This is a genomic window from Salidesulfovibrio brasiliensis JCM 12178 (assembly GCF_001311825.1).
Classification (GTDB): Bacteria; Desulfobacterota; Desulfovibrionia; order Desulfovibrionales; family Desulfovibrionaceae; genus Pseudodesulfovibrio; species Pseudodesulfovibrio brasiliensis.
Genome location: NZ_BBCB01000008.1, coordinates 1 through 22,578 on the forward strand (window position 1 = coordinate 1; position 22,578 = coordinate 22,578).

Annotated in this window: 23 protein-coding genes and 1 pseudogene; 3 read left to right on the forward strand and 21 right to left on the reverse strand. The window is 60.9% G+C overall.

Features of this window, described 5'->3' with window-relative positions; all coding sequences use genetic code 11:
* Positions 1-364 precede the first annotated feature (364 nt).
* From JCM12178_RS04290 to JCM12178_RS04330, 10 genes are all read right to left on the reverse strand, one after another.
* Positions 365-718 (reverse strand): NirD/YgiW/YdeI family stress tolerance protein, encoded by a 354-nt coding sequence (locus JCM12178_RS04290; RefSeq protein WP_054649068.1) that lies wholly within the window; start codon positions 716-718, stop codon positions 365-367.
* 319 nt (positions 719-1,037) lie between these two features.
* Entirely contained in the window at positions 1,038-1,475 is a 438-nt protein-coding gene (locus tag JCM12178_RS04295) for a BLUF domain-containing protein (RefSeq protein WP_054649070.1), read from the reverse strand.
* Positions 1,476-1,503: 28 nt separating this feature from the next.
* On the reverse strand, positions 1,504-5,577 hold the full coding sequence (locus JCM12178_RS04300; protein ID WP_054649072.1) for a PAS domain S-box protein: 4,074 nt from the start codon (positions 5,575-5,577) through the stop codon (positions 1,504-1,506).
* Between the two features lie 195 nt (positions 5,578-5,772).
* A complete protein-coding gene (locus tag JCM12178_RS04305) occupies positions 5,773-6,447 on the reverse strand; it encodes an HD-GYP domain-containing protein (protein ID WP_054649074.1) in 675 nt (224 codons plus the stop codon).
* A gap of 75 nt (positions 6,448-6,522) precedes the next feature.
* The gene (locus JCM12178_RS04310; RefSeq protein ID WP_054649076.1) at positions 6,523-7,350 is read right to left on the reverse strand and encodes a DUF4198 domain-containing protein; all 828 of its coding nucleotides are present in this window, start codon (positions 7,348-7,350) and stop codon (positions 6,523-6,525) included.
* A 90-nt stretch (positions 7,351-7,440) separates the two neighbouring features.
* Entirely contained in the window at positions 7,441-7,758 is a 318-nt protein-coding gene (locus JCM12178_RS04315) for a hypothetical protein (protein ID WP_054649078.1), read from the reverse strand.
* A gap of 1 nt (position 7,759) precedes the next feature.
* Positions 7,760-9,445, reverse strand: coding sequence for a nucleoside recognition domain-containing protein (locus JCM12178_RS04320; protein ID WP_369404455.1), 1,686 nt, complete (start codon positions 9,443-9,445; stop codon positions 7,760-7,762).
* Positions 9,385-10,272: a FeoB small GTPase domain-containing protein gene (locus JCM12178_RS20650; RefSeq protein ID WP_369404456.1), complete on the reverse strand. Its 888-nt coding sequence runs from the start codon at positions 10,270-10,272 to the stop codon at positions 9,385-9,387. The genes JCM12178_RS04320 and JCM12178_RS20650 overlap by 61 nt, the downstream gene beginning before the upstream one ends.
* Positions 10,269-10,460: a FeoA family protein gene (locus JCM12178_RS04325; RefSeq protein WP_245628608.1), complete on the reverse strand. Its 192-nt coding sequence runs from the start codon at positions 10,458-10,460 to the stop codon at positions 10,269-10,271. The genes JCM12178_RS20650 and JCM12178_RS04325 overlap by 4 nt, the downstream gene beginning before the upstream one ends.
* A gap of 84 nt (positions 10,461-10,544) precedes the next feature.
* Complete coding sequence (locus JCM12178_RS04330) at positions 10,545-10,769, reverse strand: FeoA family protein (RefSeq protein ID WP_054649080.1); 225 nt, start codon at positions 10,767-10,769, stop codon at positions 10,545-10,547.
* A gap of 248 nt (positions 10,770-11,017) precedes the next feature.
* Here JCM12178_RS04330 and JCM12178_RS04335 point away from each other — a divergent pair, with 248 nt between their 5' ends.
* From JCM12178_RS04335 to JCM12178_RS04345, 3 genes are all read left to right on the forward strand, one after another.
* Positions 11,018-11,503, forward strand: coding sequence for a Fur family transcriptional regulator (locus JCM12178_RS04335; RefSeq protein WP_054649082.1), 486 nt, complete (start codon positions 11,018-11,020; stop codon positions 11,501-11,503).
* 33 nt (positions 11,504-11,536) lie between these two features.
* Positions 11,537-12,373 carry a DUF4198 domain-containing protein gene (locus JCM12178_RS04340; protein ID WP_054649084.1) on the forward strand — a complete coding sequence of 279 codons (837 nt, stop codon included), beginning with the start codon at positions 11,537-11,539 and terminating at the stop codon, positions 12,371-12,373.
* A 91-nt stretch (positions 12,374-12,464) separates the two neighbouring features.
* Positions 12,465-12,704, forward strand: a complete 240-nt coding sequence (locus tag JCM12178_RS04345) for a hypothetical protein (protein WP_054649086.1) — start codon at positions 12,465-12,467, stop codon at positions 12,702-12,704.
* 76 nt (positions 12,705-12,780) lie between these two features.
* Here the strand turns inward: JCM12178_RS04345 and JCM12178_RS04350 are convergent.
* From JCM12178_RS04350 to JCM12178_RS04400, 11 genes and pseudogenes are all read right to left on the reverse strand, one after another.
* A pseudogene (locus JCM12178_RS04350) lies at positions 12,781-14,855 on the reverse strand (heavy metal translocating P-type ATPase).
* Entirely contained in the window at positions 14,855-15,271 is a 417-nt protein-coding gene (locus JCM12178_RS04360) for a Fur family transcriptional regulator (RefSeq protein ID WP_245628609.1), read from the reverse strand. Before JCM12178_RS04360 ends, JCM12178_RS04350 begins: the two are co-directional and overlap by 1 nt.
* A 45-nt stretch (positions 15,272-15,316) precedes the next feature.
* Positions 15,317-15,958, reverse strand: coding sequence for a FeoA family protein (locus tag JCM12178_RS04365; RefSeq protein WP_157054740.1), 642 nt, complete (start codon positions 15,956-15,958; stop codon positions 15,317-15,319).
* 67 nt (positions 15,959-16,025) lie between these two features.
* Positions 16,026-17,933, reverse strand: coding sequence for a heavy metal translocating P-type ATPase (locus JCM12178_RS04370; RefSeq protein ID WP_245628610.1), 1,908 nt, complete (start codon positions 17,931-17,933; stop codon positions 16,026-16,028).
* The gene (locus tag JCM12178_RS19290) at positions 17,914-18,174 is read right to left on the reverse strand and encodes a hypothetical protein (RefSeq protein ID WP_245628611.1); all 261 of its coding nucleotides are present in this window, start codon (positions 18,172-18,174) and stop codon (positions 17,914-17,916) included. Before JCM12178_RS19290 ends, JCM12178_RS04370 begins: the two co-directional genes overlap by 20 nt.
* Complete coding sequence (locus JCM12178_RS04375) at positions 18,171-18,416, reverse strand: hypothetical protein (protein WP_054649094.1); 246 nt, start codon at positions 18,414-18,416, stop codon at positions 18,171-18,173. The genes JCM12178_RS19290 and JCM12178_RS04375 overlap by 4 nt, the downstream gene beginning before the upstream one ends.
* A 2-nt stretch (positions 18,417-18,418) precedes the next feature.
* The gene (locus JCM12178_RS04380) at positions 18,419-18,817 is read right to left on the reverse strand and encodes a YtxH domain-containing protein (RefSeq protein ID WP_157054742.1); all 399 of its coding nucleotides are present in this window, start codon (positions 18,815-18,817) and stop codon (positions 18,419-18,421) included.
* 12 nt (positions 18,818-18,829) lie between these two features.
* Positions 18,830-19,342 (reverse strand): magnetosome protein MamC family protein, encoded by a 513-nt coding sequence (locus JCM12178_RS18930; RefSeq protein WP_054649096.1) that lies wholly within the window; start codon positions 19,340-19,342, stop codon positions 18,830-18,832.
* Between the two features lie 22 nt (positions 19,343-19,364).
* Positions 19,365-19,907: a hypothetical protein gene (locus JCM12178_RS04390; protein WP_054649098.1), complete on the reverse strand. Its 543-nt coding sequence runs from the start codon at positions 19,905-19,907 to the stop codon at positions 19,365-19,367.
* A gap of 11 nt (positions 19,908-19,918) precedes the next feature.
* Positions 19,919-20,242, reverse strand: coding sequence for a hypothetical protein (locus tag JCM12178_RS04395; protein ID WP_054649100.1), 324 nt, complete (start codon positions 20,240-20,242; stop codon positions 19,919-19,921).
* 12 nt (positions 20,243-20,254) lie between these two features.
* Entirely contained in the window at positions 20,255-22,453 is a 2,199-nt protein-coding gene (locus JCM12178_RS04400) for a heavy metal translocating P-type ATPase (protein ID WP_054649102.1), read from the reverse strand.
* Positions 22,454-22,578 lie beyond the last annotated feature (125 nt).

The following is a 22,578-nucleotide window of genomic DNA, read 5'->3' on the forward strand; positions in this document are numbered from 1 at the left end:
CCAAACGTTACCAGACGCTGCAATACCTCGCCGCAGCCGACTACTTCACGCCCGAGGCGCATGAGCCGAAAGCCGGAGAAGTTGCTGAAGAGGCTTGCACCACGGTCGATACGCCCGAGCACGCCCGCCCGGACGGAGGCGAACCCTGCGACGACGGACGCGCCGGGAAATAGCATGAAGAAAGCAAGAGGTCCGGCTGTTTAGAACCGCAACAATGTTGATCCCAGCCACAAAGGATACCGGACCTCATGCAGGGCTTCCCGCTTCGGCGGGAAGCCCGTCATCCCGGAGTCGGATTCCGGGATGCCATAAAAAAGGGGAGCCTCGACGAGGCTCCCCTTTTTACGTGCGCTATACGAATCGGTTAGCGAAGAACCACGGCCTTGGCCTTCACTTCGGTAACCATGAAGGTCTCGGCGATGGTGCCGATAACCTGCACCTGGGCGTCCTTCATTTCGCCGTTCATCAGCGGCTTGGTGTCGGTCAGGACAACCAGTTCGCCGGTGCCGTCGGTGAAGAGGAACTTGCTGTCGCTCATGACGCGCACCACGCGGCCGCTCAGGGCCACATTGGTGTCAACGCCGGAGGCGTCAGCATCGGCGACGGTGGTTGCTGTGTACGGCGTGGCGGCTGCCACCTGATAGTCGGCCTTTTCGGCGGAGACCGCAGCCGTGGCAACAGTCAGCATGAGAACCAGAACGAGTGCAATCTGTTTCATGACAAATATCCTTATTGGGGTGTTTTCTAATTATTGAACCGAACCCCTCTGCTCGGCTCACGGCGGCTTGATAGCACACTCTCCAGAAATGTCCAGAATTTCACAATCTCGCATATGCTTATAATAATTTATTTTTTAAAAAAAGTTGAAATTTATTTTGATTGGTCAATCAATCAAGAACCGTTGTCATTCCTGCATCTCCGGCTGTTACAAAAGAGAAAGCGGACCATCTTCGAAGATCCGCTTTTCGTGTGGAAATTCCACTTGTGTATGACGTAAGAACTCTCTGGCCTGCGCCCAGCCTCCGGAAAGGCACAAATCAATCAATCGTTCGCCGCCACTTGCCTTGCTTGAAGCCGGAAAGAAGCTGCTTCACCCGTTCGTTGTCGCCCTCCAGATCGGAGAATCGGCTGCCTGACTGCACAAGATCAAAAAAGCCTTCGAGCTCGCGCCGCTTTCTTCCGGCATTGACATACCCCATGGCCCAGTCCCCGAAGGCTCGTTCATCCACGAAGCGCCTCAGTAAAAGCACCACCTTGCCGTGCCGTTGGTCGAGGGAGATGCGTTCGTACAACTCCTCTACGGCGCTCCTCGCTCCTTCAAGCACCTGAAGGAAGGAGCCTTCCATAAAGAGGAGCACACCCGTAACCCCTTCTTTGGCATTGTTTTCCCGGCTTATTGCGAGGAGATCACGAAGCTCCTCGTCGCTGAAATTCACACTCGCCGCGCTTGCGTAGACGAGTTGCAGGTAGGCCATGCCGACACGCTCCCCTGTTTTCGCTTAGCTATTGTAAGGCTTGTTCCTCACCAAAGACTTCGGCCACGGCGTTCAGCAGCCTGATGCGCTCCACGGGCTTGGACAGATAGGCGTCCATACCCGATTCAAGCATCATGGCTTCGTCTTCAGGCAAGGCATAGGCGGTCAGGGCGATGATTGGGGTCGCCTTTCGGTCCTCGCCAGCCTTGCCCTCCCGTATGGCGATGGTGGCGGCAAGACCATCCATCACCGGCATCTGGATATCCATGAGAATCAAATCCACCGGGGCATTCTTGAGGGCTCCCAAAACCTCGCGCCCGTTTTCAGCCGTGAGGACTTCGTAACCAACATGGGTCAGAATCCTGCGGATGGCGAACAGGTTCACTTCATCGTCCTCGGCAACAAGCACCCGCTTGCCGTCCGGATTGACCTCAACCAGAGGGCAGACGCTCTCTACCGGCTCCTGTTCTTCAGCAGCAACCTTGAGCGGCAGATGGAAGTCGAAACTGGTGCCCTTGCCGGGCTCGCTTTCGACCTCGATGTTACCGCCCATCATCTCCGCAAGTTCCTTGCAAATGGTCAGGCCGAGTCCGGCACCTTCGAACTGGCGCGTATACCCGCCGCTGACCTGCGAAAACGGAGCAAAAATATGCTCGATATCTTCTCCGGGAATACCAATACCGGTGTCGCTGACCCTTATGTGTAGCCGCTTTTCGCCGGTTTCCTCCGACTTCACTGAAGCAGACACGTCCACCCGGCCCTCGAACGTATACTTGACCGCATTGCCCACAAGATTGCCGACAAGCTGGCGGACCCGGTTCGGATCGAACACCACTCGTCCGGGCACGTCTTCGGCAATGGCGAACCCGAGCGATATGTCCTTCTGCTTGGCCGCTCCCCGGTAAAGCCCTTGCAGGTGACTGAAAATATCATGCAGACTGGAGGGCTTCTCATCCAGACAGAGGCTTCCCGCCTCAATGCGGGAGTGGTCCAGAATGTCACACAGCAGGGTAGTGAGACGACGCGAGGACTGGATGGCCGCATCCACGAGTTCCCGCTGGTCGCTGTCCAACCCGGTTGCCTCCATGAGCTGCAGCATTCCGAGAATGCCGTTGAGCGGGGTGCGAATCTCATGACTCATGTTCGCAAGGAAATCCGACTTCACCCGACTGGCCGTTTCCGCCTCGCGCCGGGCCTCCACCAAGGCCGTCTCGTAGCGTTTCTGCTCGGTGACGTCGGTGACGATGGTGGCGAACTGTCCCGGCGCGTTACGGAACGCGGTGACGAGGAAATGGCTGTCCAGCTCTCTGGAGTAGCTGTCAAAGGAATCCGGCTCACCGGTCTTCACGACCCGCCCGTAGCGTTCGATCCAATTCTGCTCGGTACCGGGCAGGAGCTCCAGCACGGTTTTGCCGATGATGTCCTCGGCCGACATGTGAAGAAAATCCTCGAAAGACGGATTCACCGCAATGAACCTGTAATCCACAGGTCGTCCCTGATCATCGGTGATGAGCTCATGGATGGCGACGCCTTCAAGCATCTGCCGGAAGAGTTCCCTGTAATCCTGCGAGAGTCGCTGACGCTCGGCCTCGGCCGCCTTGCGCTGGGAGATATCACGGGCCACGCTCAGAACAAACGTTCGGCCCCGGTTCTCAAAGGTCCGGCTGGAAACTTCCACGGGAATAACCTTGCCATCCTTTGTCACATGCTCCACCTCGACAAGGCTGGAGCCCTTGCTCAACAGGTCGCGAAGGGCAATGCGCGCGTTTTCCCTTCCACCTTCGGTATTGATGTCCATGGGCCCCATGCTCAACAGTTCGTCGCAGGTATAGCCCAGCCGTTTACACGCCACGTCGTTGACGTCACTGAACTTCTGGAACCCCTCGCTACTGAGCGGGTGCACAAAAATCGCGTCTGTGCCGCTGTTGAAGAGCAGTCTGTACCGGTCCTTGCTCTCCTTGAGTTCCGCCTCGGCTCTGGCGTATTCGGAAATATCCTCGAGAATGGATACGAGGAAGCTGTTCTCGCCAATATGAACCAGTTCCCCGCTGTAGATCATATCGACGCTTGCGCCGCTTGCGTTCTCAATCGGCAGACGGAACGGCCCACTCTTCCCGCCGTGCTCGATTTCATCAAGAATTCTTGCACGCTGGGCCTCGGTCATCCATCCAATGTCTTCAGGAGTCTTGCCTATGAGTTCACTTTTTGCCTGCCCCGTGAGCAGCTCGAACCTGTCGTTCACATCCACGATCCGCCCGCTTTCATATTCCGAAAGCGTCATGACGGCCGGAGCGAGGCGGAAAACGGTCTCGAACTTGCCCTCGCTCTCGCGCATGGCCTGATGTGCCCGCTGCGTATCGGCAATGAAGCGCGCCTGCTGGACGTTCTGATAGGCCATGGCTGAAATCTGCGCGGCAAACGTCTTTACGGCCTCGGCCACGGCATCGAACTGCCGGCGGGACATCAAAGGCAACTCGTGAAAGGCTCTGCGGGCAGCAGCGACATCGCACCCGATCGATTCGGCATAGGCCATTGCCGCATCTTCATCCACATTCTCGTCCCGCACCTGCCCGACCATCCATGTGGCGATATGCCGCCCCCCGACCATTATGGGCGACGCAGCGCCAAAAAGCCCGGCATGACGGCAGGTCCACACTTTCTTTTCCGACTCCAAATCTCTGGCCGCCGCGAGCGTTGAGGCATTGCACTTCGCAGCTCCCTCATCGCAGCCGAACATAATATCACCGCAAAAACTCGACACATTGCTCGGAGTGGTTACGAGCGATCCGTCCGGCTTGATGATGAATGACGTGATTCCCATCGCTGCGGCGAAGTCATCCTGCAACTGCTGGAGCTCTTCAATGTTGAAAAGCTCTTCAACATCCAGCCGGGCCTCGTCGCTCAAAGGACGCGTCAGGGCAAGCACCTTTTTGGAAACGGCTTCCTCGGCACGCTTTCTGGCCGACACGTCCCGCGTCGTCCCGACAATGACCGTTGCACCGTCCTCGTCCATCAGCGACGCGCTGCACTCCACCCACAGGATGGAGCCATCCTTTCTCCTTACCTTCATTTCCCTGCTCAACACGCTCTGCTCTTCATGAGCAAATGAACGCAGTGCGGCACGCACCATCTCGTGATGTTCGGGTACGACAAGCTCCCTCCATCCCTTTCCGAGCAACTCTGCGGGCGTGTACCCCAGAACGCGCTCCACGGACGGGGAGAAGAAGGTGAAGTTCATCTGCGAGTCCATGGTCCAGATGAAGTCGGACATGCTGTCCGCAATGAGGCGATACCGTCTCTCGCTCTCCTTAAGGAGTTCGGCCGCCCGCCTCTGCTCGGTAACGTCTTCCACGAAACCGCAGAGATAGCAGTCGTCACAATCCTTCTGTTCAAAAATCGAAAACGTCAGCAGGGCATCGATCTCGCTTCCGTCCTGACAGCGATATCGATTCTCGAAGACCTTCCAGCGCAGACCGTCCGGTTCCACCTGCTCAAGAATCTCTGTCCGCTGGGACGGATCAAGATACAAGACCTCCTGAATCGAGGACTTGTTCACCTCGGCGATCATGCTTTCCGGGGAGTCGTACTTGAGCATCCGGGCCAGAGCCACGTTGACGTATAGCAGCTTGCCTTCGGGCGTGGACTCGAACATGCCGATGGGGACGTTGTCGAACATGCCCCGGATTCTGAGCGTACTCTGCTCAAGGGCTTGCTCGGCACCTCGCCTGTCGGTCACATCGGTAAGGAAATTCAGGGTTGCAGGCTGCCCTTCCCATTCAACCAGCACGCAGGACATCTCGACAATCAACGTTTCCCCTGCGGCGTTTCTTACCCGAAACTCGACACGTTCCGGGGCCGCTTCGCCAGCAAGGCGAGCTGTATGTATCTTTTGTATTTTATCGAGATCTTCAGGGTGGATGAAGCGAGCAATATCCAGAGAACGCATCTCGCCGTCCTCGTAGCCGAGCAGACCGGACAGGGCGGGGTTGAAGAAGCGCACGCGACCATTTTGAAGGATCGCGATGCCCTCGCGGGCGCTCTCGACGATCAATCTGTAGGTTTCCCATTGCGCAGCATGCGCTTCAGGCTTCATTGCGTTCATGCCCCCCTCCAGCCGATATCGTACACTTAATAGTAATCCATACTCGAATAGAATCCTTATTTCCATTATTTTGGTTGGTACATCCAAAAAAGAACCATTGGGCTCAAAAAAGACAGAGGACTTCGACAACGGTCGAAGCCCTCTGTTCCATGGGCGGATGAGCCCCGTAGGGACAAGTCGAAGTTGAATGTGTCGTTAGGCCGCGCCGACTTCCCGCATGGATTGGAGGTAGCCCCTGATGGAATCGCGTGCCTCAAGGAAGGCTGCGACAACCAGAGGATCAAACTGTGTTCCTGCGTTCCTCTCCAGTTCCCGCGCGGCTTCGTCAAAGGTCATGGCCTTGCGGTAGGGCCTGTTCTGAAGCATGGCGGAGAGGCTGTCGGCCACGCAGATGATGCGCGCGCCAAGGGGGATGTCGTGGCCGGAGAGGCCGTGCGGATACCCGCCGCCGTCAAATCGCTCATGATGATGCAGGATCATCTTCACGATGCCGTTGTTTCCGGCAAAGCTCGTCACCGGAGCGATGATCTCGGCCCCGATGACCGGATGACGCTGTATTATCTTGAACTCCGAGCGCGTGAGCGGTCCGCGCTTCTTGAGGATGGCGTCAGGAACGCCGATTTTTCCGATGTCGTGCAGATGCCCCGCAACATGTAGAATATCAGCCTGTCTGGAAGAGAGCCCCAGCTTGATGCCGAGGCACTGGGACACCACGGCCACCTCCTCGGAATGGGACCGCGTGCAGTGGTCCTTGGCATCAATGACGTTGCTGAGTGACTCGGCAAACTGGTGAACCGTCATCTGGACGGCGTCGATGATCTGAAATTCGCAAATGTCGTCCAAAACCAACCGCCCGTCGTTAGTAGCCATGCCTGAGTATCCTTTTCCGAAACGGCGCGGCGGGCACCGAATAAGGCCCGCCGCGCCTGATTACGGAACCCTTTGCTATTTCATGTCAACGGCTTTGACCCACAGAACGGCGTCCTGAGAGAGCTCCTTGCCCTTGTATTCCGTGTCCGGTCCCACACCGAGAGCGGCAAAGCCCCACCAACCGGCCTTGGGAATGCCGAAGGTGATGTAGCCCTGCGCGTCGGAGAAGATGGTCTGGGTCACGAAGGCGTCATGCGGGTACTCGACGGAGGACTTCTCATGCATGGCGTTGGCCTTCATGTCCGGCATGTGGCTGAGGAATTCCACTTCCACTTCTGCGTTTGCCACGGGCTTGCCCTTCGAGAGCACGCGACCCTTGAACACGTTGCCGGTCCACAGGCCGTAAGGCTTGATAAGCGGAACGATTTCGCAAGGCAGGCCTGCGGGTTCGGCCCAGTTTCCGGGGATGCCGCCCACGTTGGCAACGAGCTTGGTGATCTGCTGCATATAGATGCCCTCTTCCTTTTCAAAGTAGTAGCCGGGCTTGAACACGAAGGTGTAGTCGCCCATGGAGCGGACGTCTTTCTTGGGGATCATGGCTTCATAGCCCTTGCCCTTGGAGTGCGGGTTGCTCCAATCGATCTCCTTGAGGTAGTTTTTCAGGTCGATCTTCTTGGCCTTGTTCTCGCCGCGCTGGTACAGGGCGTAAAACTCCTGCACACCGCCGATGTCCATGGTGTGGCCCGCTTCAGCCGGGTGGGTGAAGACGATGCGGAAATCCATCTCGCCACCCTTTTCCTTGGCGATCTCGGGGGTGTACAGCATCATGAAATGCGCGGATGCAGGCAGCGCCATGGCCATGACGGCCAGAAGGCAAAATGCGGCGATAAGTCCTTTTTTCATCTGATTCTCCTTTTTGAATTTGACAATCGATTTCATCTACATGGTTTTAAAAACCGCCGCACGGCAACGCGCCGCACGGCGGTGAATCACTTATTCGACGATGTCGGCGCCCTTGACTTCCACAATGTGGCCTTCACCGGCGTCGAAGTAGACGTTGTACTCGCCTTCGGGCTTGTCGAAGGTGAACTCGCTGAATTCACTCATCTTGCCGTCCAGCAGCACTTTGCCGCCGCCGTCCTTGACGCTCATCTTGACACCGGAGGCCGAGGAGCCGTCCGAGAAACCGCCTTCGCAGGTCACGGTACCGTCGCCATTATCAAAGCAGTCGCACAGCGGGGTGTGGGCAAAGGCCTGTCCGGCGAAGGCAAGCATTGCGGCCAGCGTCATCATCAGCATCAGTCTTTTCATCTTACGCTCCTTCAGGACAGCTGGTGCTGCCCGCTTTCGTTAATTCTTCTCCCTCATCACAAATGCTCCTCTCCGGGATCAACGCCATGACCACCGTTGCGGTAACGCACAGGCCGTAGAAGACCCACATGGTCTGGAAGCCCGACAGGCCCAGAAGGGTTCCGCCGGTGAAGACCAGCGAGGCCACGCCAAGGCCCAGAAGGGTCTGGTAGCCGATGGAGAAAAGCATCCACTTTGTCGAGTTGGACTGCATCCGCACCATGATGGACGTGGGCACGCACGGCGGATACAGGGCCATGAAGAGCATCAATGCCAGCGCGTGAAGCGGCGTAAAACCGACCTCGCCCGCCTTCATGCTCTCCTGCACCGAGGCTTCGTCGCCGTCGATGCCGTAGATGGCGCCCAGCGTGGCCGCGCTGTTTTCCTTGGCCGCAAAGGCCGAGAGCAGCGCGATGTTGATACGCCAGTTGAACCCGGCGAACTGCGTCACCGGCTCCAGCGCCCGCCCTGCCATGCCGAGGAAACTGTTCTCGAAACGCTCGGAACGAATGTCTCGGCGCAGCGCCTTGCGGCTCCGAATGACCGTTTTCAGGGCACGATTGAGCTTGCGACCATCTGCCCCCTTGCGCTTGACAACTGCGTAATACAGGGGATTGGCAGCTTGAAACTCGTCGTTTATGGCGCTTGCCGCAGCCTGATCGCTCACGCCGCGCTTGGCGTCCTTGAGCGCCTCGCCGAAGAGAATCATCGGCGTGATGTCAGCAGGCAGGATCTCGCCACGATACTCCGTCTTTTCCACGGCCTTCATGAACTTCGTGATTTCCGCGTCGCGGCGGGTCTCGTAATGCTTCATGCGCTCCTCGGACAGCCCGGGGAAGTTGATGAGCACAAAGACAACCACGGCCACGGCCACGACCACGGTGACGATCTTCTTGACGAAGAGCCAGACACGCTCCACGGCGCGGCGCAAAACGCCTTGTACCGTAGGCAGGTGGTACGGCGGCATCTCCATGATGAACGGGGCCCTGTCGCACTTCTTCAACACGGTCAGCGTGAGCGCCTTGGCCACCGGAAGGGCCATGAACAGCGTGACCGTGGCAATGAAGAACATGGCCATGCCCGCCTGTTCCGCAAAGTAGGCACCAATGAGCAACAGGTAGAGGGGCACTTTTGCGAGGCAGTTCATCATGGGCGCGATCAGGATGGTCGCCAGCCGCGCCCGTTCGTCCGGAATCGCCTTGGTGGCCATGACCGCCGGGATGGCGCAGCCGCCAACGTACACGCCACCAAGAATGAGCGGCAGCGTGGACTGCCCGTGCAGGCCGAAACGCCGGAACAGCCTGTCCAGAATGAAGGCCATGCGCGGCATGTACCCGCTGTCCTCCAGAATCGCGATCAGCGAGAACAGCAGAAAGAAAATGGGCAGGTAGTTGAGGATCGCGGTGACGCTCTTGACCGTCCATATTCCAAGCGAGCGCAGGAGCGGGTCCTCAAGAAACCCGGCCTGAGGCAGCACGTTGGCGGTAAAGCTCTCAAGGCTGCCCCAGATGGGCCACGCCTTGAGCGCGAGCCAGTTCCCGAAAACGATGGACACCTCATAGAGCACGAAGAGGATGCCGATCAGGATCAGCGGCCGATGAACCGGTTGCAGACATACCTGTCTGCCCGGTCCGAGAGGGTCTTGCACTTCTCCTCGGGATGCTTGACGAACTCACGGGCGATCTCCGCGCAGACACGGTGCCGCGCAAAAGCGACATGCCGTTCGGCCGCAAGCCCGGCTTCCTCCTGAAACTGCCCGCGCAGCTTTTCCACGAGCTTCAGCACGCCGGGCGCGTCGTAATGACTGCGCTTGAGCAGCACATTGGCCTCGGCATCGTCTTCCATCAGCTTCACCGCCATCCATCGGGCCGGATACGTGGCGGCCAGCCGCTGGTCTTCGGCAAGCGCGGCCGAGAGCTCTTCGAGCATGGGCTCCATCGGACCGTAGTCGATGTGAAAGCCCGGGCGCGCCTCGCGGGAGGCGAGGTCGAAGATGGTTTCCTTAAGCGCGTCGCCGCCCACGTTCTGCTTGCCCACGGTCGGCACCACGGCCACGCCGAGGCGCTCGGCCAGCCCTTCCTGATTGATGGTAATGCCGCGGCGCTTGGCCACGTCCATCATGTTCAGGTTGAGCACCATGGGTATTTCCATTTCAAGAAGCTGAAGCGTCAGGTACAGGTTGCGCTTCAGGTTTGAGGCGTCCACCACGTCGATGACCGCGCCGGGGCCGTCGTGCAGCAGGAAATCCCTCGCCACCCGCTCTTCCAGCGAATAGGAGGTCAGGCTGTACGTTCCGGGCAGGTCGACGAGCTCGACGCGCGTCTGGCCTTTCCTGTAATGACCGGTCTTTTTTTCAACGGTCACGCCGGGATAGTTGGCAACGTGCTGCCTGGCCCCGGTGAGCATGTTGAAGACGGTGGACTTTCCGCAGTTGGGCTGACCGGAAAGCGCCACCAAAAGATTGTTGCCGCTCATGCCGCCTCGACCTCCACGTGTTTCGCCTCCTCGTGGCGGATGCTGACATGGTAGCCGTCGAGTTCGAGCTCAACAGGGTCCACGAGCGGCGCGTTGCGCACCACCCGTATCGTCGCCCCGGGGTAAAACCCGAGATCCATCAGTCGCTGGCCGAGCGCCCTGTGGCCCTGAGGTCGCGCATGACGCATGAAGCGCCCGGACCCATTTCATCCAAAGTCATATCCTTATCCCTTCCTTAATGATTACCGTTCGGGCGGCAGCGCCCCGGGCGGCTAGGCCACCAGAACCTTTCCGGCCACGCCCCGTTCCAGCATGAGCCTGCCCTCACCGAGAGAGATGATCAGCGGCCCCCTGCCGTTGTTCAGCACGTCCACCTGAACGCCGGGCATGATACCCAGCGACTCAAGGCGCGCCCTGACCTTCAAACCGCCCTGCACGGCCAGCACCAATGCGGTCTCGCCGCTGGACATGGCTTCAAGTGTTCTGTCTGTCTTCATGGATCCTCCGGGTCACTTGCAACATCCAGTTGCAAATGAAAATGAATTTCGCTATCAGAGATAAACCCCGTCACACGGGGAGTCAACGAAAAGCAAAACTTGAAAACGAGTGTCAATATCGTTCAAAAAACACTGTTTTCCGACCCCGGAAGTGACAGCGAAAGTCAACAAGGGCTGCAAGGGGGCCTCAGCCCCGTCAGAATCCTGCTGAAAACAGGCGTCAACAACCGAAAACAGACTGAATTACAATGAAAGACCCCAGAGACATTTTCAAAACGTACCTGACATCCAACGGCCTGAAGCTGACCTCCCAGCGCAAGCTCATTCTCAACGTGTTCATGACCCTCGACAGGCCGGTCACGTCCGAAGAGCTCTTTCAGGAGGGGCACAGCATGGACGAATCCATCAGCCTCTCAACCGTGTACCGCTCGCTGAAACACTTGCAGAACGCCGGGATTGCCCGCTGCGTCCGCCTGACGGACGGCGTCACCCGCTACGAATGCGTGCGCGGGCATGACAGCCATCTCATCTGTGAACGCTGCGGCAAGCGCATCCCGCTGGACAACCCGTATCTCGACTGCGTGCAGCGCGAGGCGGCCCGGCAGGAAGGCTTCCGCGTGTACCACTGCTGCGTGGAGCTGCACGGCATCTGCCACGACTGCGCCAAAGGATGCGACTGCGCCCGTTGCCACGCTTCGCAAGAAAACTGGCGGGACTTCTCTCCGTCCAGTTGACCACTCACCTTCAACACAAAGGATATGAACGCAATGCTTCGTCGAATCGCCCCGTTGCTGATCGCCCTCGTGCTGTTCCCGGCACAGGCTTCGGCCCACTCGCTGTACATCCAGTCCGGCCGCTATCTGGTCTCGGAAGGCAAACAGTCCCCACTATTCTTCTGCTACGGCCATCACATTCCGGTGGATGATGCGGTGCGAAGAAAGAAACTCGCCTCCGTGAGGGTCATGGACCCGCTAGGGCAGTCCAAAGACATTACCCTGCGCGACGAGAAGTCCCTGCACTCCTACCTCGTGGACTACTCCATGCCCGGCACCTACGTGCTGACCGCCGAAACCACGCCCGGATTCTTCACCATGTGGACTGACAAAAAGGACCGCAAGCGGCACGCCATCAAGCCCATGAGCGCGCTGAGGGACAGGGCCAAGTCCATTGAATCAAGCCTGCGCAGCAGCCAGTGGACCAAGACCTACGTTGTCTGCGAAACGCCCTCGCCCGACTTCCCGGCCCACGTTGGCCTGCCGCTGGAGTTGGTGCCTCAACGCGACCCGGCAACGGTGAAGAAGGGCGAAGTGCTGAAGATGCGGGTCTACAAGGACGGTAAACCCTTTGAGGGAGAAGGCTTCTGGGACGCGACCTACAACGGTTTCTCCACCGAAGCCGAAGACATGTACCACCCTCGGACCGCCGTGACGGACGGGGTCATCACGATGCCGGTGGAGCACACCGGACGCTGGTTCGTGCGCTTCTACTCCAAGACACCCCCGTCTGAACAATTCCGGGACGACTGCCTGCTCGAAAAGCGCACGGCCACCATGGTCTTCGAGGTCCCGAACGAGCGCAGGCGGCCAAAAAACGACAGCCACTAGCCTGCATGAATGATAGCCGTTTTCACGGTTTGCAGCTTTTTCGCGCCAGCGTCATAGACTAGGGAAAAAGCAGAAACCAAGGAGGATCGACATGAGTCTCTACCTGCGCAGCACCACCGCCGCCACGGCCGGCATCGCCCTTGCGGGAGCAGCCGCCTACGGCCTGTACAAGACCGGCGCTCTTCGCCCGGTGGCCGTGGGCGCCATCCGGGGCGGCATGAAGGTCTCCGACTGGGTGAAAACGAAGTATCAGTCGGCAGGCAAGGAGCTGAAGGGGATGATAAAGGAAGCCAAGGCCACTCCGGCACCAGCCGAAAAAGTGACCGAATAGGGCATACCATCCCCAACAGAAAAGAAGGGCCCGGCACATATGCGCCGGGCCCTTCTCCTTTCATGCTTGCAGAAAATCAGGCCGCGTCCTTGGTGGCGAGGGCTGCACCGCCCAGAATGGTAAAGGTGGTCAGATTATGAATGGCCGCCGCGCTGGTGGGCGTCAGCATCCCTGCCCCGGCAGCGAGCAGCAGACCGGTATTCACGGTCACGCCCGTGCGGAAGCAGTTTCCGAGCACCTGCCCGGCCCGCTGTGCGATGCGCCGCACCTGCACCAACCCTTCCAGCCCGTCGCGCATAAGCACGATCTGGGCGGACTCCCGGGCCAGCCCGGTCCCCGTGGACATGCACACGCCCACGTCTGCGGCCACGAATGCTGGCGCGTCGTTGATGCCGTCACCGACCACGGCCACGCGGGAACCGCCCCTTTTGAGATCATGCACGACCCCGGCCTTGTCCTCGGGCATCAATCCGGCGCGGACCTCGTCAACACCCTGCAGCCGCCCGAGCAGATGCGCGGCGGTCTCGGGATGATCGCCGGTCAGGACCACCACCCGTTTCACACCGCGTTCCCGGAGCGCGCCGATGACGCCTTCGGCCTCCTCCCGAACCGTCTCACGAAGCGAAATGACGCCAAGCAGCCGTTCACCGGAGGAGACATACACCAGACTCGTCCCGCCGGCGCGAAGCGACTGGGCGGTTTCAGCCAGCGCGGAGCAGTCCACGCCGCAATCCTCGGCGATATAGTGATGGCTTCCGACCCGCACACGCTCACCGCCCAGCAGCGCGCTCACGCCGTGGGCCACGCTGAAGTCCACTTCGCGCACCGGGACCTGCCGCAGTCCGCGCCGGGAGGCTTCGCGCACGATGGCGCGCCCGACCGGATGACCGTAGCGATCCTCCACGGAAGCGGCCAACCGAAGGAGTTCATCCGATTCCATGTCGGGGCATGGAAAGACTTCGCCCACGGTCAGCGTTCCGGTTGTCAGGGTCCCGGTCTTGTCGAAGACCAGCGTATCCACCTCTGCGAAGGCGTCCAACCCGGAGCCGCTCTTGACCAGCACGCCCTGCTTTGCCGCGGCGTACATGGAGGCCTTGACCACCACGGGCGCCGGAAGCTTGACCGCACAGGCGTAGTCAACGGCGAGGACGGAAAGCGCACGGGCCGCATCCCCTGTGGCGGCATACAGAGCGCCGCCCATGGCAAGGGTGATGGGTGCCAGCATGTCCGCCAGCCGGTCGCTCTTGCGTTCCGGCTCGGACTTCTCGTTCAGCACGGACTCCATGAACCCCGCGATACGGGCCATGACCGTATCCTGTCCGGTCCGCCGGGCCAGAACACGCAGCCGTCCCTCGGTGACGCACGACCCCGACGTGACCTGCTCTCCGGGCTCCACGTGGCGCGGATCGAACTCGCCGGTTATGGAGCTTCGATCCACCATGCTTCTCCGTCAAAGACCTCGCCGTCCACGGAGATCAACTCTCCTGCTCCAACGTGCACCAGATCGCCGGGCCGGACTTCGTCATACTCCATGGCCCGCTCCTCACCGTCACGCTCCACCCAGACCGCACCCACCGGCGCGGCCATGAGGCTTTTGAGCAGCCCGTTGGAGCGGTCCTCGGTCGCTTGGCGCAAATACTCGCCCACAACGATCATGGCCGAGATGGATGATGCCGCCACATAGTCGCCTCGAAGCAGCGAAAAACCGACAGTGGCCATATCCAGCACCCGGACCTTCAGCCCTTCGCGAAAAAGGGTTTCCGCTCCCTGAAGTATGGCTGGCGCCCCCATCGCCGCTGCCACGGGCAGTTGCGCCTGCGGAGGCAGAAACGGCATGGCCCCGGCAAGCCCCCCGTGCACAGCGACGTCCATGAGGCGGCGTCTGGGCGGCGCAGGTTCAGCCCTGCAAAAGGCATTTTCCGGCACTGCACGCATTGCCTTGAATATCTGGTCACGAACACGCTTGATGCCGTTGTATTCAAGGACCATGCTGCACGCTCGCGGATTCACTCTCGCGGAGGTCACGCCGGGCAGTCCCTCGAACCACGCTTCCAGATAATCCGGGGCAAGGTCCGGGCTGAGCAGTCGTCGCCAGCGGAACCGCAACCGATTCGGCGTCTCATGCACCACTTGGGGAGTGCTGGCTGCCATCAGGACTCCTTGCCTTCAAGGCACTGCGGGCAGGTGCCGAACAGGAGCATGCGGTGCCGGGTCAGGGTGAAGCCCTGCTCCTCGGCCAGATCCTCCTGCCGCCGCTCGATGACCTCGTCCACTATCTCGACCTTGCGCCCGCACTTGGTGCAGATGAGGTGGTCGTGATGGGCGTGGCCGTAGCCGTGTTCATAAAGGGCAACGCCTTCGCCAATGTCGAAGGTCTCGGCCAGTCCGGAATCCACCAGCAGCTTGAGCGTGCGATAGACAGTGGCCTGCCCGATGGACGGATCGGCCTTGCGGGCCTTGATGTAAAGCTGTTCCGAAGTGAAGTGCCCTTCCTCGGCCAGAAACGCCTCCACGATCAGGGCGCGCTGCGGAGTCAGGTTCATGTCGCGCTCACGGAGGTAATCCATGAACACTTCCCGTGCCGATTTCAACATGCCGTCCCCCTGTCCGATTCATGTTCCACAATGACCACATCCGCCTGATCGCGCCGGAGAAAGAGACGAAGCTTCGGGGCTTGTGACCACGAACCGCTCTCCCCCGGTCATGCGGTAACTGCGGGCCTTTTCCACGGCCTCCAGCCGCAGCGTGCTGCCATTTTCGATACCGAGCGAGGTTATGGCGCGGATGGCGCGCTTGCCACCCAGCAGCCGGGTCACGGTGAAGTCGGCCCCGGCCTGTGTATTGGCAAACTGGCAAACCACCTCGCCCATGCTCCCGAGAACCTTGGCGGCCGTGCCTTCGGCCATCCGGATGCGCCTGCCGCCGTTGACCAGTACGATGTACTCCATGGCAGGGAGCCGACGAACCAGTTCGATCTCGTCGTCGTTCTTCAGCCCCAGTACGGCAAGTGCTTCAATGAGCGTCTCCCCTGCGGTGATGGCCTCGATGTGTCCGGTCTCGCCGGGTTGCATCTCAGCCACCGGGATCATGCGACCGTCCGGCAGGTGGGCGACCACCTTGCCGCCCATGCCGCCGCCGAGCACGACCTCTCCTTTTGGCCCCCTGAGGCGCACAGCATGCAGCGCCACTTCCTCGTCAAGACGTGTCACAACGCTGTCTGGGAAGATTCCCATGGACGCAAGGCGTAAGCGCATGTGTTCGTCGGCGATGCGCACCACCCGCAGCGGTTGGCCGCAGGCGCATCGGCAAGACTTGAATGCATCAGGCAACCTCCTCGGTCTGCCGTTTGGAACGGATGAATTCCTGTGATTTCGGCACCCTGCCGCCCGATGCGGCGGCGTATCCGAGGATGCCGAGCGTACTGGCGTTGTGCAGAAACGCCGAGGCAACCGGAGAAAGCAGGCCAGCCGAGGCCATGAGCAGCACTGCGGAGTTGATGCCCACCGCGGCCTGAAACGACCGCTTCAGCACCTTCTCGTTCTGTGTCGCGATGTCGCGGGCCACGGCAAGCGCCTTCAGATTGTCCTCCAGAAGCACTACCTGCGCGGCTTCGCGGGCAAGGTCGGCCCCGCCCGGCATGCAGATGCCCACATCGGCGGAAATCAGCGCCGGGGCGTCGTTGACCCCGTCCCCGGCAAAGGCGAGAAAATGCCCGTCCTTCTTCAGCCGGTTCACGATGGCGGCCTTGTCCTCGGGCCGCTGCTCCCAGTGCAGCTCGTCGATGCAGCCGAGCGACTCGGCAATGGCGTTGGCCGTGTCGCGATGGTCGCCGGTAAGCATGACGATCTTGCTGATGCCGCGCTCCTTGAGCAGGCCCATGGCTTCCACGGCTTCGGGCCGCAGCTCGTCGCGCATGGCGATGACCCCAACAAGCAGGCCCTCGCGCGCCACGTACAGGAGCGACTTGCCCTGCGAACGAAGCTCCCTGCCGAGCTTGACCGCCGCAAAGCAGTCCACGTGCTCGTCGTCTTCAAGAAAATGCCTGCTTCCCACAAGCACCCGCTCGCCCTCGACAAAGGCCGAAACGCCGTGCGCCACGATGAAGTCCACCTGACTGATGGGCGGCAGCTCAAGTCCGCGTGATTTCGCTTCGGCAACCACGGCCCGGGCCACCGGATGCGAGTAGTGCTCCTCGGCCCCGGCAGCCAGCGCCAGCAGTTCTTCCCCATCCATGCCGTTCAGGGGGATCAGGTCCGTGACCTTCAGGTCGCCCTTGGTCAGCGTGCCGGTCTTGTCGAAGACCACGGTATCGATACGGGCCAGATTATCCAACGCCTGCCCGCCCTTGAGCAGCACGCCGCAGTGGCCCGCCGCGTACATGCCGGATTTGACCGCAACGGGCGCGGCCACCTTGATGGCGCAGGAGTAGTCCACGGTCAGCACCGAGGCCGCCCGGCGCACGTCACGCGTCAGCGCGAACAGCCCCAGCCCCAGCCCGAAGGTGACGGGCACAAGCTTGTCGGCCAGCTCGTCGCTTCTGGTCTGTGACACGGACTTGGTGCGCAGGGAGTTTTCCAGAAACCGGCCCATGCGTGCCATGCTCGTTTCCGCCCCGACGCTACGGGCCGCAATCTTGAGCCGACCATCCTCGACCACCGTGCCGGAAAGCACGGAGTCGCCGGGCCGAACATGAACAGGCAGGGATTCGCCGGTTATGGAGCTCTGGTTCAGGGCAGCCTCGCCATCGGTAACAACACCGTCCACCGGCATCAGTTCTCCCGCTCCGCAGATGACGATGTCGCCCACGCCGAGCTCCGTAAACGGGATGCTCACTTCGCGGGCATCCCGCTCGACCCAGACCGTCTCTACCTGCGGGCGGAGCAGGTTCTTGAGCAAGTCGTCAGACTTCTGCTCGGTCCACTGCTCCAGATATTCCCCGAGGCCGAGCATGGCCACGATGGCGTTGGCCGTGGCGTAATCACCCCGTGCCAGCGAGAAGCCCACGGCGGCGGCATCGAGCACCGCGACCTTGACCCCTTCGTTCAGAAGCGTTCCCGCACCTTCCAGCATGGTTGGCAATCCGAGCGCCATGCTCAGGGGAGCCTTGACCGGTTCGGGCAGAAACGGCGAGGCAAGCGCGGCCCCGGCTTGTGACAGCACGCTGGGCAGTGTCACCGAGGCCGTGCGGTCTACCTCGGGCAGATAGGCCTCACGAGGGATGTTTTCCAAAAAACGCGAGTACGCGACTGCGTGTCTCCGGCTTGCCGTCATATTCGATGACGATGCAGGAGGCCGCCGTGTTCACCGTGGCTGAATCCACACCGGGGAGCGCCTCGACCACGGCGCGGAGGTAATCGCGGTCAAGGTTCGGGTCATAAAGCCTGCGGCTTCGCAGCCGCAGGCGGCGAGGCAGCTCGTGGACCACGCGGAAGGCATGCTTGCGCCTTGCAGCGCACGCGGCTGCGCTCATGTCCTGTCCCCGCTCTTGGCCGTGGGTGTTTTGTACAGGGAATAATGCCAGTAGGAGAAGCCCACCAGCGCAAACCCCGACCAGAGGTGCAGCTTCTTGATTTCCGGCTCGCGGTCCGTCTCCAGCAGGCTGGTGGCCACGAGCGTACCGAGGGAGGCGGCCATGCCGACCTTGGCCCAGGTCCGTTTGGTCTGCATGTCGAGGCCGCCCTTGACCGGCGTTGTTTTCTTGGCGTCGGCCATGGTTACTCCTGCTGGCTGAGTTCGGCTTTCACGTCCTGAATCTGTTCCTTGATCTCCTCCACCCCGCCCTGCACGCCAGCCCAGAGCTTCACTGCCCCGGAAACAACGGCTTGCTGCACCTTGGGGTTGGTGACGACGAGCGCGACCCCAGCACCGAGCGCAAGGCCCTTGAGATAATTGGGATCGGTAAAATTGACCCATGAAGTCAGCGTGCCGGTGGAGTTCTGCTGCGGCTGGGCCGGAACAGGCTGCCCCGAAACCGGAGCCTGCATGCCGGGCTGCGCGGCTGCGTACTGGTTGCCGTCATGGAAATAGTAGGAGGGCTGCTGCGGATTGCGCATGTACGCGCCTTCCTGAGAAGAGTTGCCGGGGGCGGGCTGGTATTTGTACTGATCGCTCATGATGGTGGTTCCTTATTGCACCGGATCGCTGGAATCGGTGTCGGTTTTCTTGGTGGTCTTTTTCGCGGAATCCTTTGTGGACTTCCTGGCCGAGGTTTTCTCGGCGGGTTTTGCGGAAGCCTTTTTGGATGCATCCTTTGCCGGTTTTTTCCTTGCCGTTTTTGCCGTGGCTTTTGCGGCAACCTTTTCAGGAGCTTGGGCCGGAGCGGGGTTCAGTGCGGAATCGAGCGCATACTTGGTGCCCGTGGCAACGGCAACGATACCCACGAAAGAGAGGATTCCGCCGAGTCCCAGCGCGCCGGCCACGCCCACGGCCGCTCCTGCGGCAATGCCCGTTGTTCCGGCTTCGCGTGCAACGGTCCTTGCGGCCTCCTGTTTTGTCATCTCGCCGGATTTGACCTTGCCGAGAGTGCCCGCGGCTGCCGCGGCTCCGCCAACGACTGCGCCGAAGAGCGTTGCTCCGAGCGCTGCGCCGCCCGCAGCGGCCCGAGGGTTGGGCCGAGGAGTGGTAGAATGCTTTGTCATGTTGTGCTCCTTGTACTTGCGGCTATTCGCCCGCGTCTTCCGTTTCCTCGCCGCCGAGGAAGGCACCGAAGGTTCCGGCCACGGCACCCTTGACCGCGTCGTTGTTCAGAAGAAACACGGCTGCCGCCCCCACGAGCGCGCCTTTCCAGAAATCGCCGCCCGTGCTAGTGAGCATGCCGATCAGTTTTGAGGCGTCGGCCTCACCGTTCATGACGTCGTTGACCATGCCGTAGACCTCACCCATGCGGTTCTGGTCGAACTTGGGTTCAGCCCCTTCGGGCGTGCCGGGAATGCCCGCACCCGGAGCCTGTCCCTGCCCCATGCCCGGCTGGGCCGAAAAGCCCTGTGCGGACTGTTGGCCCTGAGGCTGTCCCTGCGCGGCAACAAAACCGACGCCGGGCTGGTACTGATAATACGCACCGGGCTGCGGCGCGGCCTGCTGGTACCCGTACTGTGGCGGCGCCTGCTGGTATCCCGGCTGCGATCCACCCTGTTCCGCGTATCCCTGATTCTGACCTTGATCCTGTCCGGGCTGGACAAAGTGCATCTGTTCCTGATGGTCCATGAATGTCCTCCTTATACCTGCTCGGGGAGCAGGACTTTCTTCAGTTCTTTTGCAAGTTCTTCAAATCGTGCGTTATCCGAGGTCGTCAGCAATTCGGCCAGCGCATTGGGGTCCACCGCTTCAGGGTCGTATTCGATGACCACCGAACGGCCGAGGGGGTTCAGCCGCGTGCTATAAATAGCCGGGGGCAGATCCCTGGTCCCGGCCTGATCCATTGCCTTTTTGGCTCTCGGGTCGCCAAGAAGCTTCAGGCTGAACTTGACCCGGATGCGTCCCGGCACGTGATGCGCCACGGACAGATATTGCCGAAGCTCCATCAATAACTTGAAATCCATATCTTTCTCCGTTTATTGATCCTCGGCGCCAGTAAGCGCCGGGATGTCGTACCTGAGCAGCCTCGACGAGTTGGCCATGACGCCCAGCGAATGGACGATGTGCAGCAGCCCGGCCATGACCGGCGAGAGGAGCCCGGTCGCGCCGAGCACCACGCCGACAATGTTCGACCCTGTCGCGATCCAGAAGTTCTGGTGCACGACGCTGAGGGTATTGCGGCTGAGGGCATGCACGTAGACGAGGTCGCGCAGGTCGTCGTTGACCAGAGCGATGTCAGCGGCCTCCACGGCCACCTCGGACCCGCCCGCGCCCATGGCCACGCCGACGTCCGCCTCGGTAAGGGCCAGCGCGTCGTTGATGCCGTCGCCGATCATGAGCACGGACGCGCCGCCCTGTTGCAGCCTGTCCACGATCACGGCCTTGTCCTCGGGCATGACCGAAGAGTGGCAGTCACGGATGCCGAGGCGGTCCGCCAGTTCATTGGCAGTATTCTTTTCATCCCCGGTGACGAGCACGGTGTGCTTCACCCCGGAATCCAGGAGACGGGCAACCACGGCCGCGCTTTCGGGCCGGATGGTATTGTCAAAGGCAAGAAGCCCTTCCACATTGCCCTCGCGGGCCACGTAGAGAACGGTCAGCCCGCGCTTCCGAAATGCCGAAACCCGCGAGGAGACACCCCCGACGCGCACCCCGTAACGCTCCATGAGTTTGCGGTTGCCCACGAGCACCTCGGCTCCGGTGATCTCGGCGCGCATGCCCATGCCGAGGAAGTATTCGCAGACGGTATGCGGCACCGGGCTCACGTCCCTGCGGTCCGCCTCCATCTTCACGGCCTGCGCCAGCGGATGGTGGTTGTGGACTTCGGCGGAGACCGCCAGTTGCAGCAGCCGCTCCTCGCCGATTCCGCCCACGGGGACCACGCTTTCCAGCACCGGCTCGGTGGTGGTCAGGGTGCCGGTCTTGTCGAAGCAAACCGTGTCGACCTTGCTCAGTTCCTCAAGATAGCGGCCGCCCTTGATGAGAATGTTTCTGCGGGCAGCCGCGCTCATGGCCGCGCTGATGGCCGTTGATGCAGAGAGCACCGTGGCGCAGGGGCAGGCCATGACCAGCATGACAGTGAATGCGCGCCAGAGGCTGCCGGTGAGCAGCAGGGTTCCGCCGGTGACGACGAAACCGACCTTGATGAGATTCGCGGCCAGCCTGTCTGCCACCCCTTCGATGGGGGCGCGGTTCTCCAGTGAATCCTCCACGAGCTTGAGCACACGGGCCAAGTAGGTCCTGTCGCCCACCTCGCGGGCCCGAACGTAGATGACGCCCTGACGCACGAAGGTTCCGGCCAACACTTCATCGCCAGCCATGCGGGGAATGAAGTCCGGGCGGCCTGTAATGGGCGACTCGTCCAGAAGGGCCTCCCCGTCGACGACCTCGCCATCCACGCAGACCTTTTCCCCGGTATGCAGGACCACTACGTCCCCGACCTTGAGATCACGGACCTCGGCCTCCACTTCCACGCCGTCCACCAGCACGAAGGTGTGATGCCCGGTCTGATGCAGAATCTGCGAAATGGATTTCCGGGACCGTTCGGTAATCCATGCCTTGAGCAGCTCCGCGCCCGAGTTGATCCAGAGGACCTCGAACGCGGTCAACGCTTCGCCCGCCGCGACAGCCGCAACGCAGCTTGCGCCGAGGAACGCCTCCAGCGTGAACCGACGCTGGCGTATCTGCCGCAACGCCTTCTTGAAGAGGGGCACGGACGCGCCGATGGCGATGATCCCGAGGGGGCTCAGGGCAGTCTCGGCTACGGCAAGGCCCAGAACAGACCGCCGCACGAACACGCCGCCCATGACCAGCGAAATGGCCGTGAATCGCCGCAGTGCGGGCCTGACCGGATCGCAGCCGCGCTCCGTGACCTTGCACGCCGTGCATTCGCACAGCGGGGAGGCGCAGGAGGGCGCGGCGATCAGCCGGGGCTTCGCGTTTGAGTCCACAAGCAGCTCGGAAACACGGGCCACCTCAGCTTCATTGGTACGCTCGGAATCGTACCGGACAATCAGGGTCCCGGCCCGCGCGTTGGCCCGCACCAGCTCGACGCCCTCAGACTCTGCCAGCTCCGATTCAAGGCGGGCGGCCAGTTCATCGTTTCGCCGCAAGGAGCGAACAAGGAAACGGACCCGCCCCGGAATGGAGTGTCGTATTTTCAATGTCTTTTTCACGCTGCCTTCTATGTCTTCATGAGCACATTCCCCGCAACCTCGGGAAACGAAAGTCTTTTTCACAACCGAAAACGAAAATGGTCTTCATTTTCAGCGACACCACGCACGCCTCAGGCAGATGGGTC

Excerpts from the sequence above, each read along its gene's own strand:
- JCM12178_RS04390 (WP_054649098.1), bottom strand. The coding sequence starts at position 19,907 with ATGGACCATCAGGAACAGATGCACTTTGTCCAGCCCGGACAGGATCAA.
- JCM12178_RS20650 (WP_369404456.1), bottom strand. The coding sequence starts at position 10,272 with ATGAGCGGCAACAATCTTTTGGTGGCGCTTTCCGGTCAGCCCAACTGC.
- JCM12178_RS04335 (WP_054649082.1), top strand. The coding sequence starts at position 11,018 with ATGAAAGACCCCAGAGACATTTTCAAAACGTACCTGACATCCAACGGC.
- JCM12178_RS04395 (WP_054649100.1), bottom strand. The coding sequence starts at position 20,242 with ATGGATTTCAAGTTATTGATGGAGCTTCGGCAATATCTGTCCGTGGCG.
- JCM12178_RS04300 (WP_054649072.1), bottom strand. The coding sequence starts at position 5,577 with ATGAACGCAATGAAGCCTGAAGCGCATGCTGCGCAATGGGAAACCTAC.
- JCM12178_RS04340 (WP_054649084.1), top strand. The coding sequence starts at position 11,537 with ATGCTTCGTCGAATCGCCCCGTTGCTGATCGCCCTCGTGCTGTTCCCG.
- JCM12178_RS04290 (WP_054649068.1), bottom strand. The coding sequence starts at position 718 with ATGAAACAGATTGCACTCGTTCTGGTTCTCATGCTGACTGTTGCCACG.
- JCM12178_RS04295 (WP_054649070.1), bottom strand. The coding sequence starts at position 1,475 with ATGGCCTACCTGCAACTCGTCTACGCAAGCGCGGCGAGTGTGAATTTC.
- JCM12178_RS04365 (WP_157054740.1), bottom strand. The coding sequence starts at position 15,958 with ATGCGCTTACGCCTTGCGTCCATGGGAATCTTCCCAGACAGCGTTGTG.
- JCM12178_RS18930 (WP_054649096.1), bottom strand. The coding sequence starts at position 19,342 with ATGACAAAGCATTCTACCACTCCTCGGCCCAACCCTCGGGCCGCTGCG.
- JCM12178_RS04360 (WP_245628609.1), bottom strand. The coding sequence starts at position 15,271 with ATGGATTACCTCCGTGAGCGCGACATGAACCTGACTCCGCAGCGCGCC.
- JCM12178_RS04330 (WP_054649080.1), bottom strand. The coding sequence starts at position 10,769 with ATGAAGACAGACAGAACACTTGAAGCCATGTCCAGCGGCGAGACCGCA.
- JCM12178_RS04375 (WP_054649094.1), bottom strand. The coding sequence starts at position 18,416 with ATGGCCGACGCCAAGAAAACAACGCCGGTCAAGGGCGGCCTCGACATG.
- JCM12178_RS04345 (WP_054649086.1), top strand. The coding sequence starts at position 12,465 with ATGAGTCTCTACCTGCGCAGCACCACCGCCGCCACGGCCGGCATCGCC.
- JCM12178_RS19290 (WP_245628611.1), bottom strand. The coding sequence starts at position 18,174 with ATGAGCGCAGCCGCGTGCGCTGCAAGGCGCAAGCATGCCTTCCGCGTG.
- JCM12178_RS04380 (WP_157054742.1), bottom strand. The coding sequence starts at position 18,817 with ATGAGCGATCAGTACAAATACCAGCCCGCCCCCGGCAACTCTTCTCAG.
- JCM12178_RS04325 (WP_245628608.1), bottom strand. The coding sequence starts at position 10,460 with ATGCGTCATGCGCGACCTCAGGGCCACAGGGCGCTCGGCCAGCGACTG.
- JCM12178_RS04315 (WP_054649078.1), bottom strand. The coding sequence starts at position 7,758 with ATGAAAAGACTGATGCTGATGATGACGCTGGCCGCAATGCTTGCCTTC.
- JCM12178_RS04305 (WP_054649074.1), bottom strand. The coding sequence starts at position 6,447 with ATGGCTACTAACGACGGGCGGTTGGTTTTGGACGACATTTGCGAATTT.
- JCM12178_RS04310 (WP_054649076.1), bottom strand. The coding sequence starts at position 7,350 with ATGAAAAAAGGACTTATCGCCGCATTTTGCCTTCTGGCCGTCATGGCC.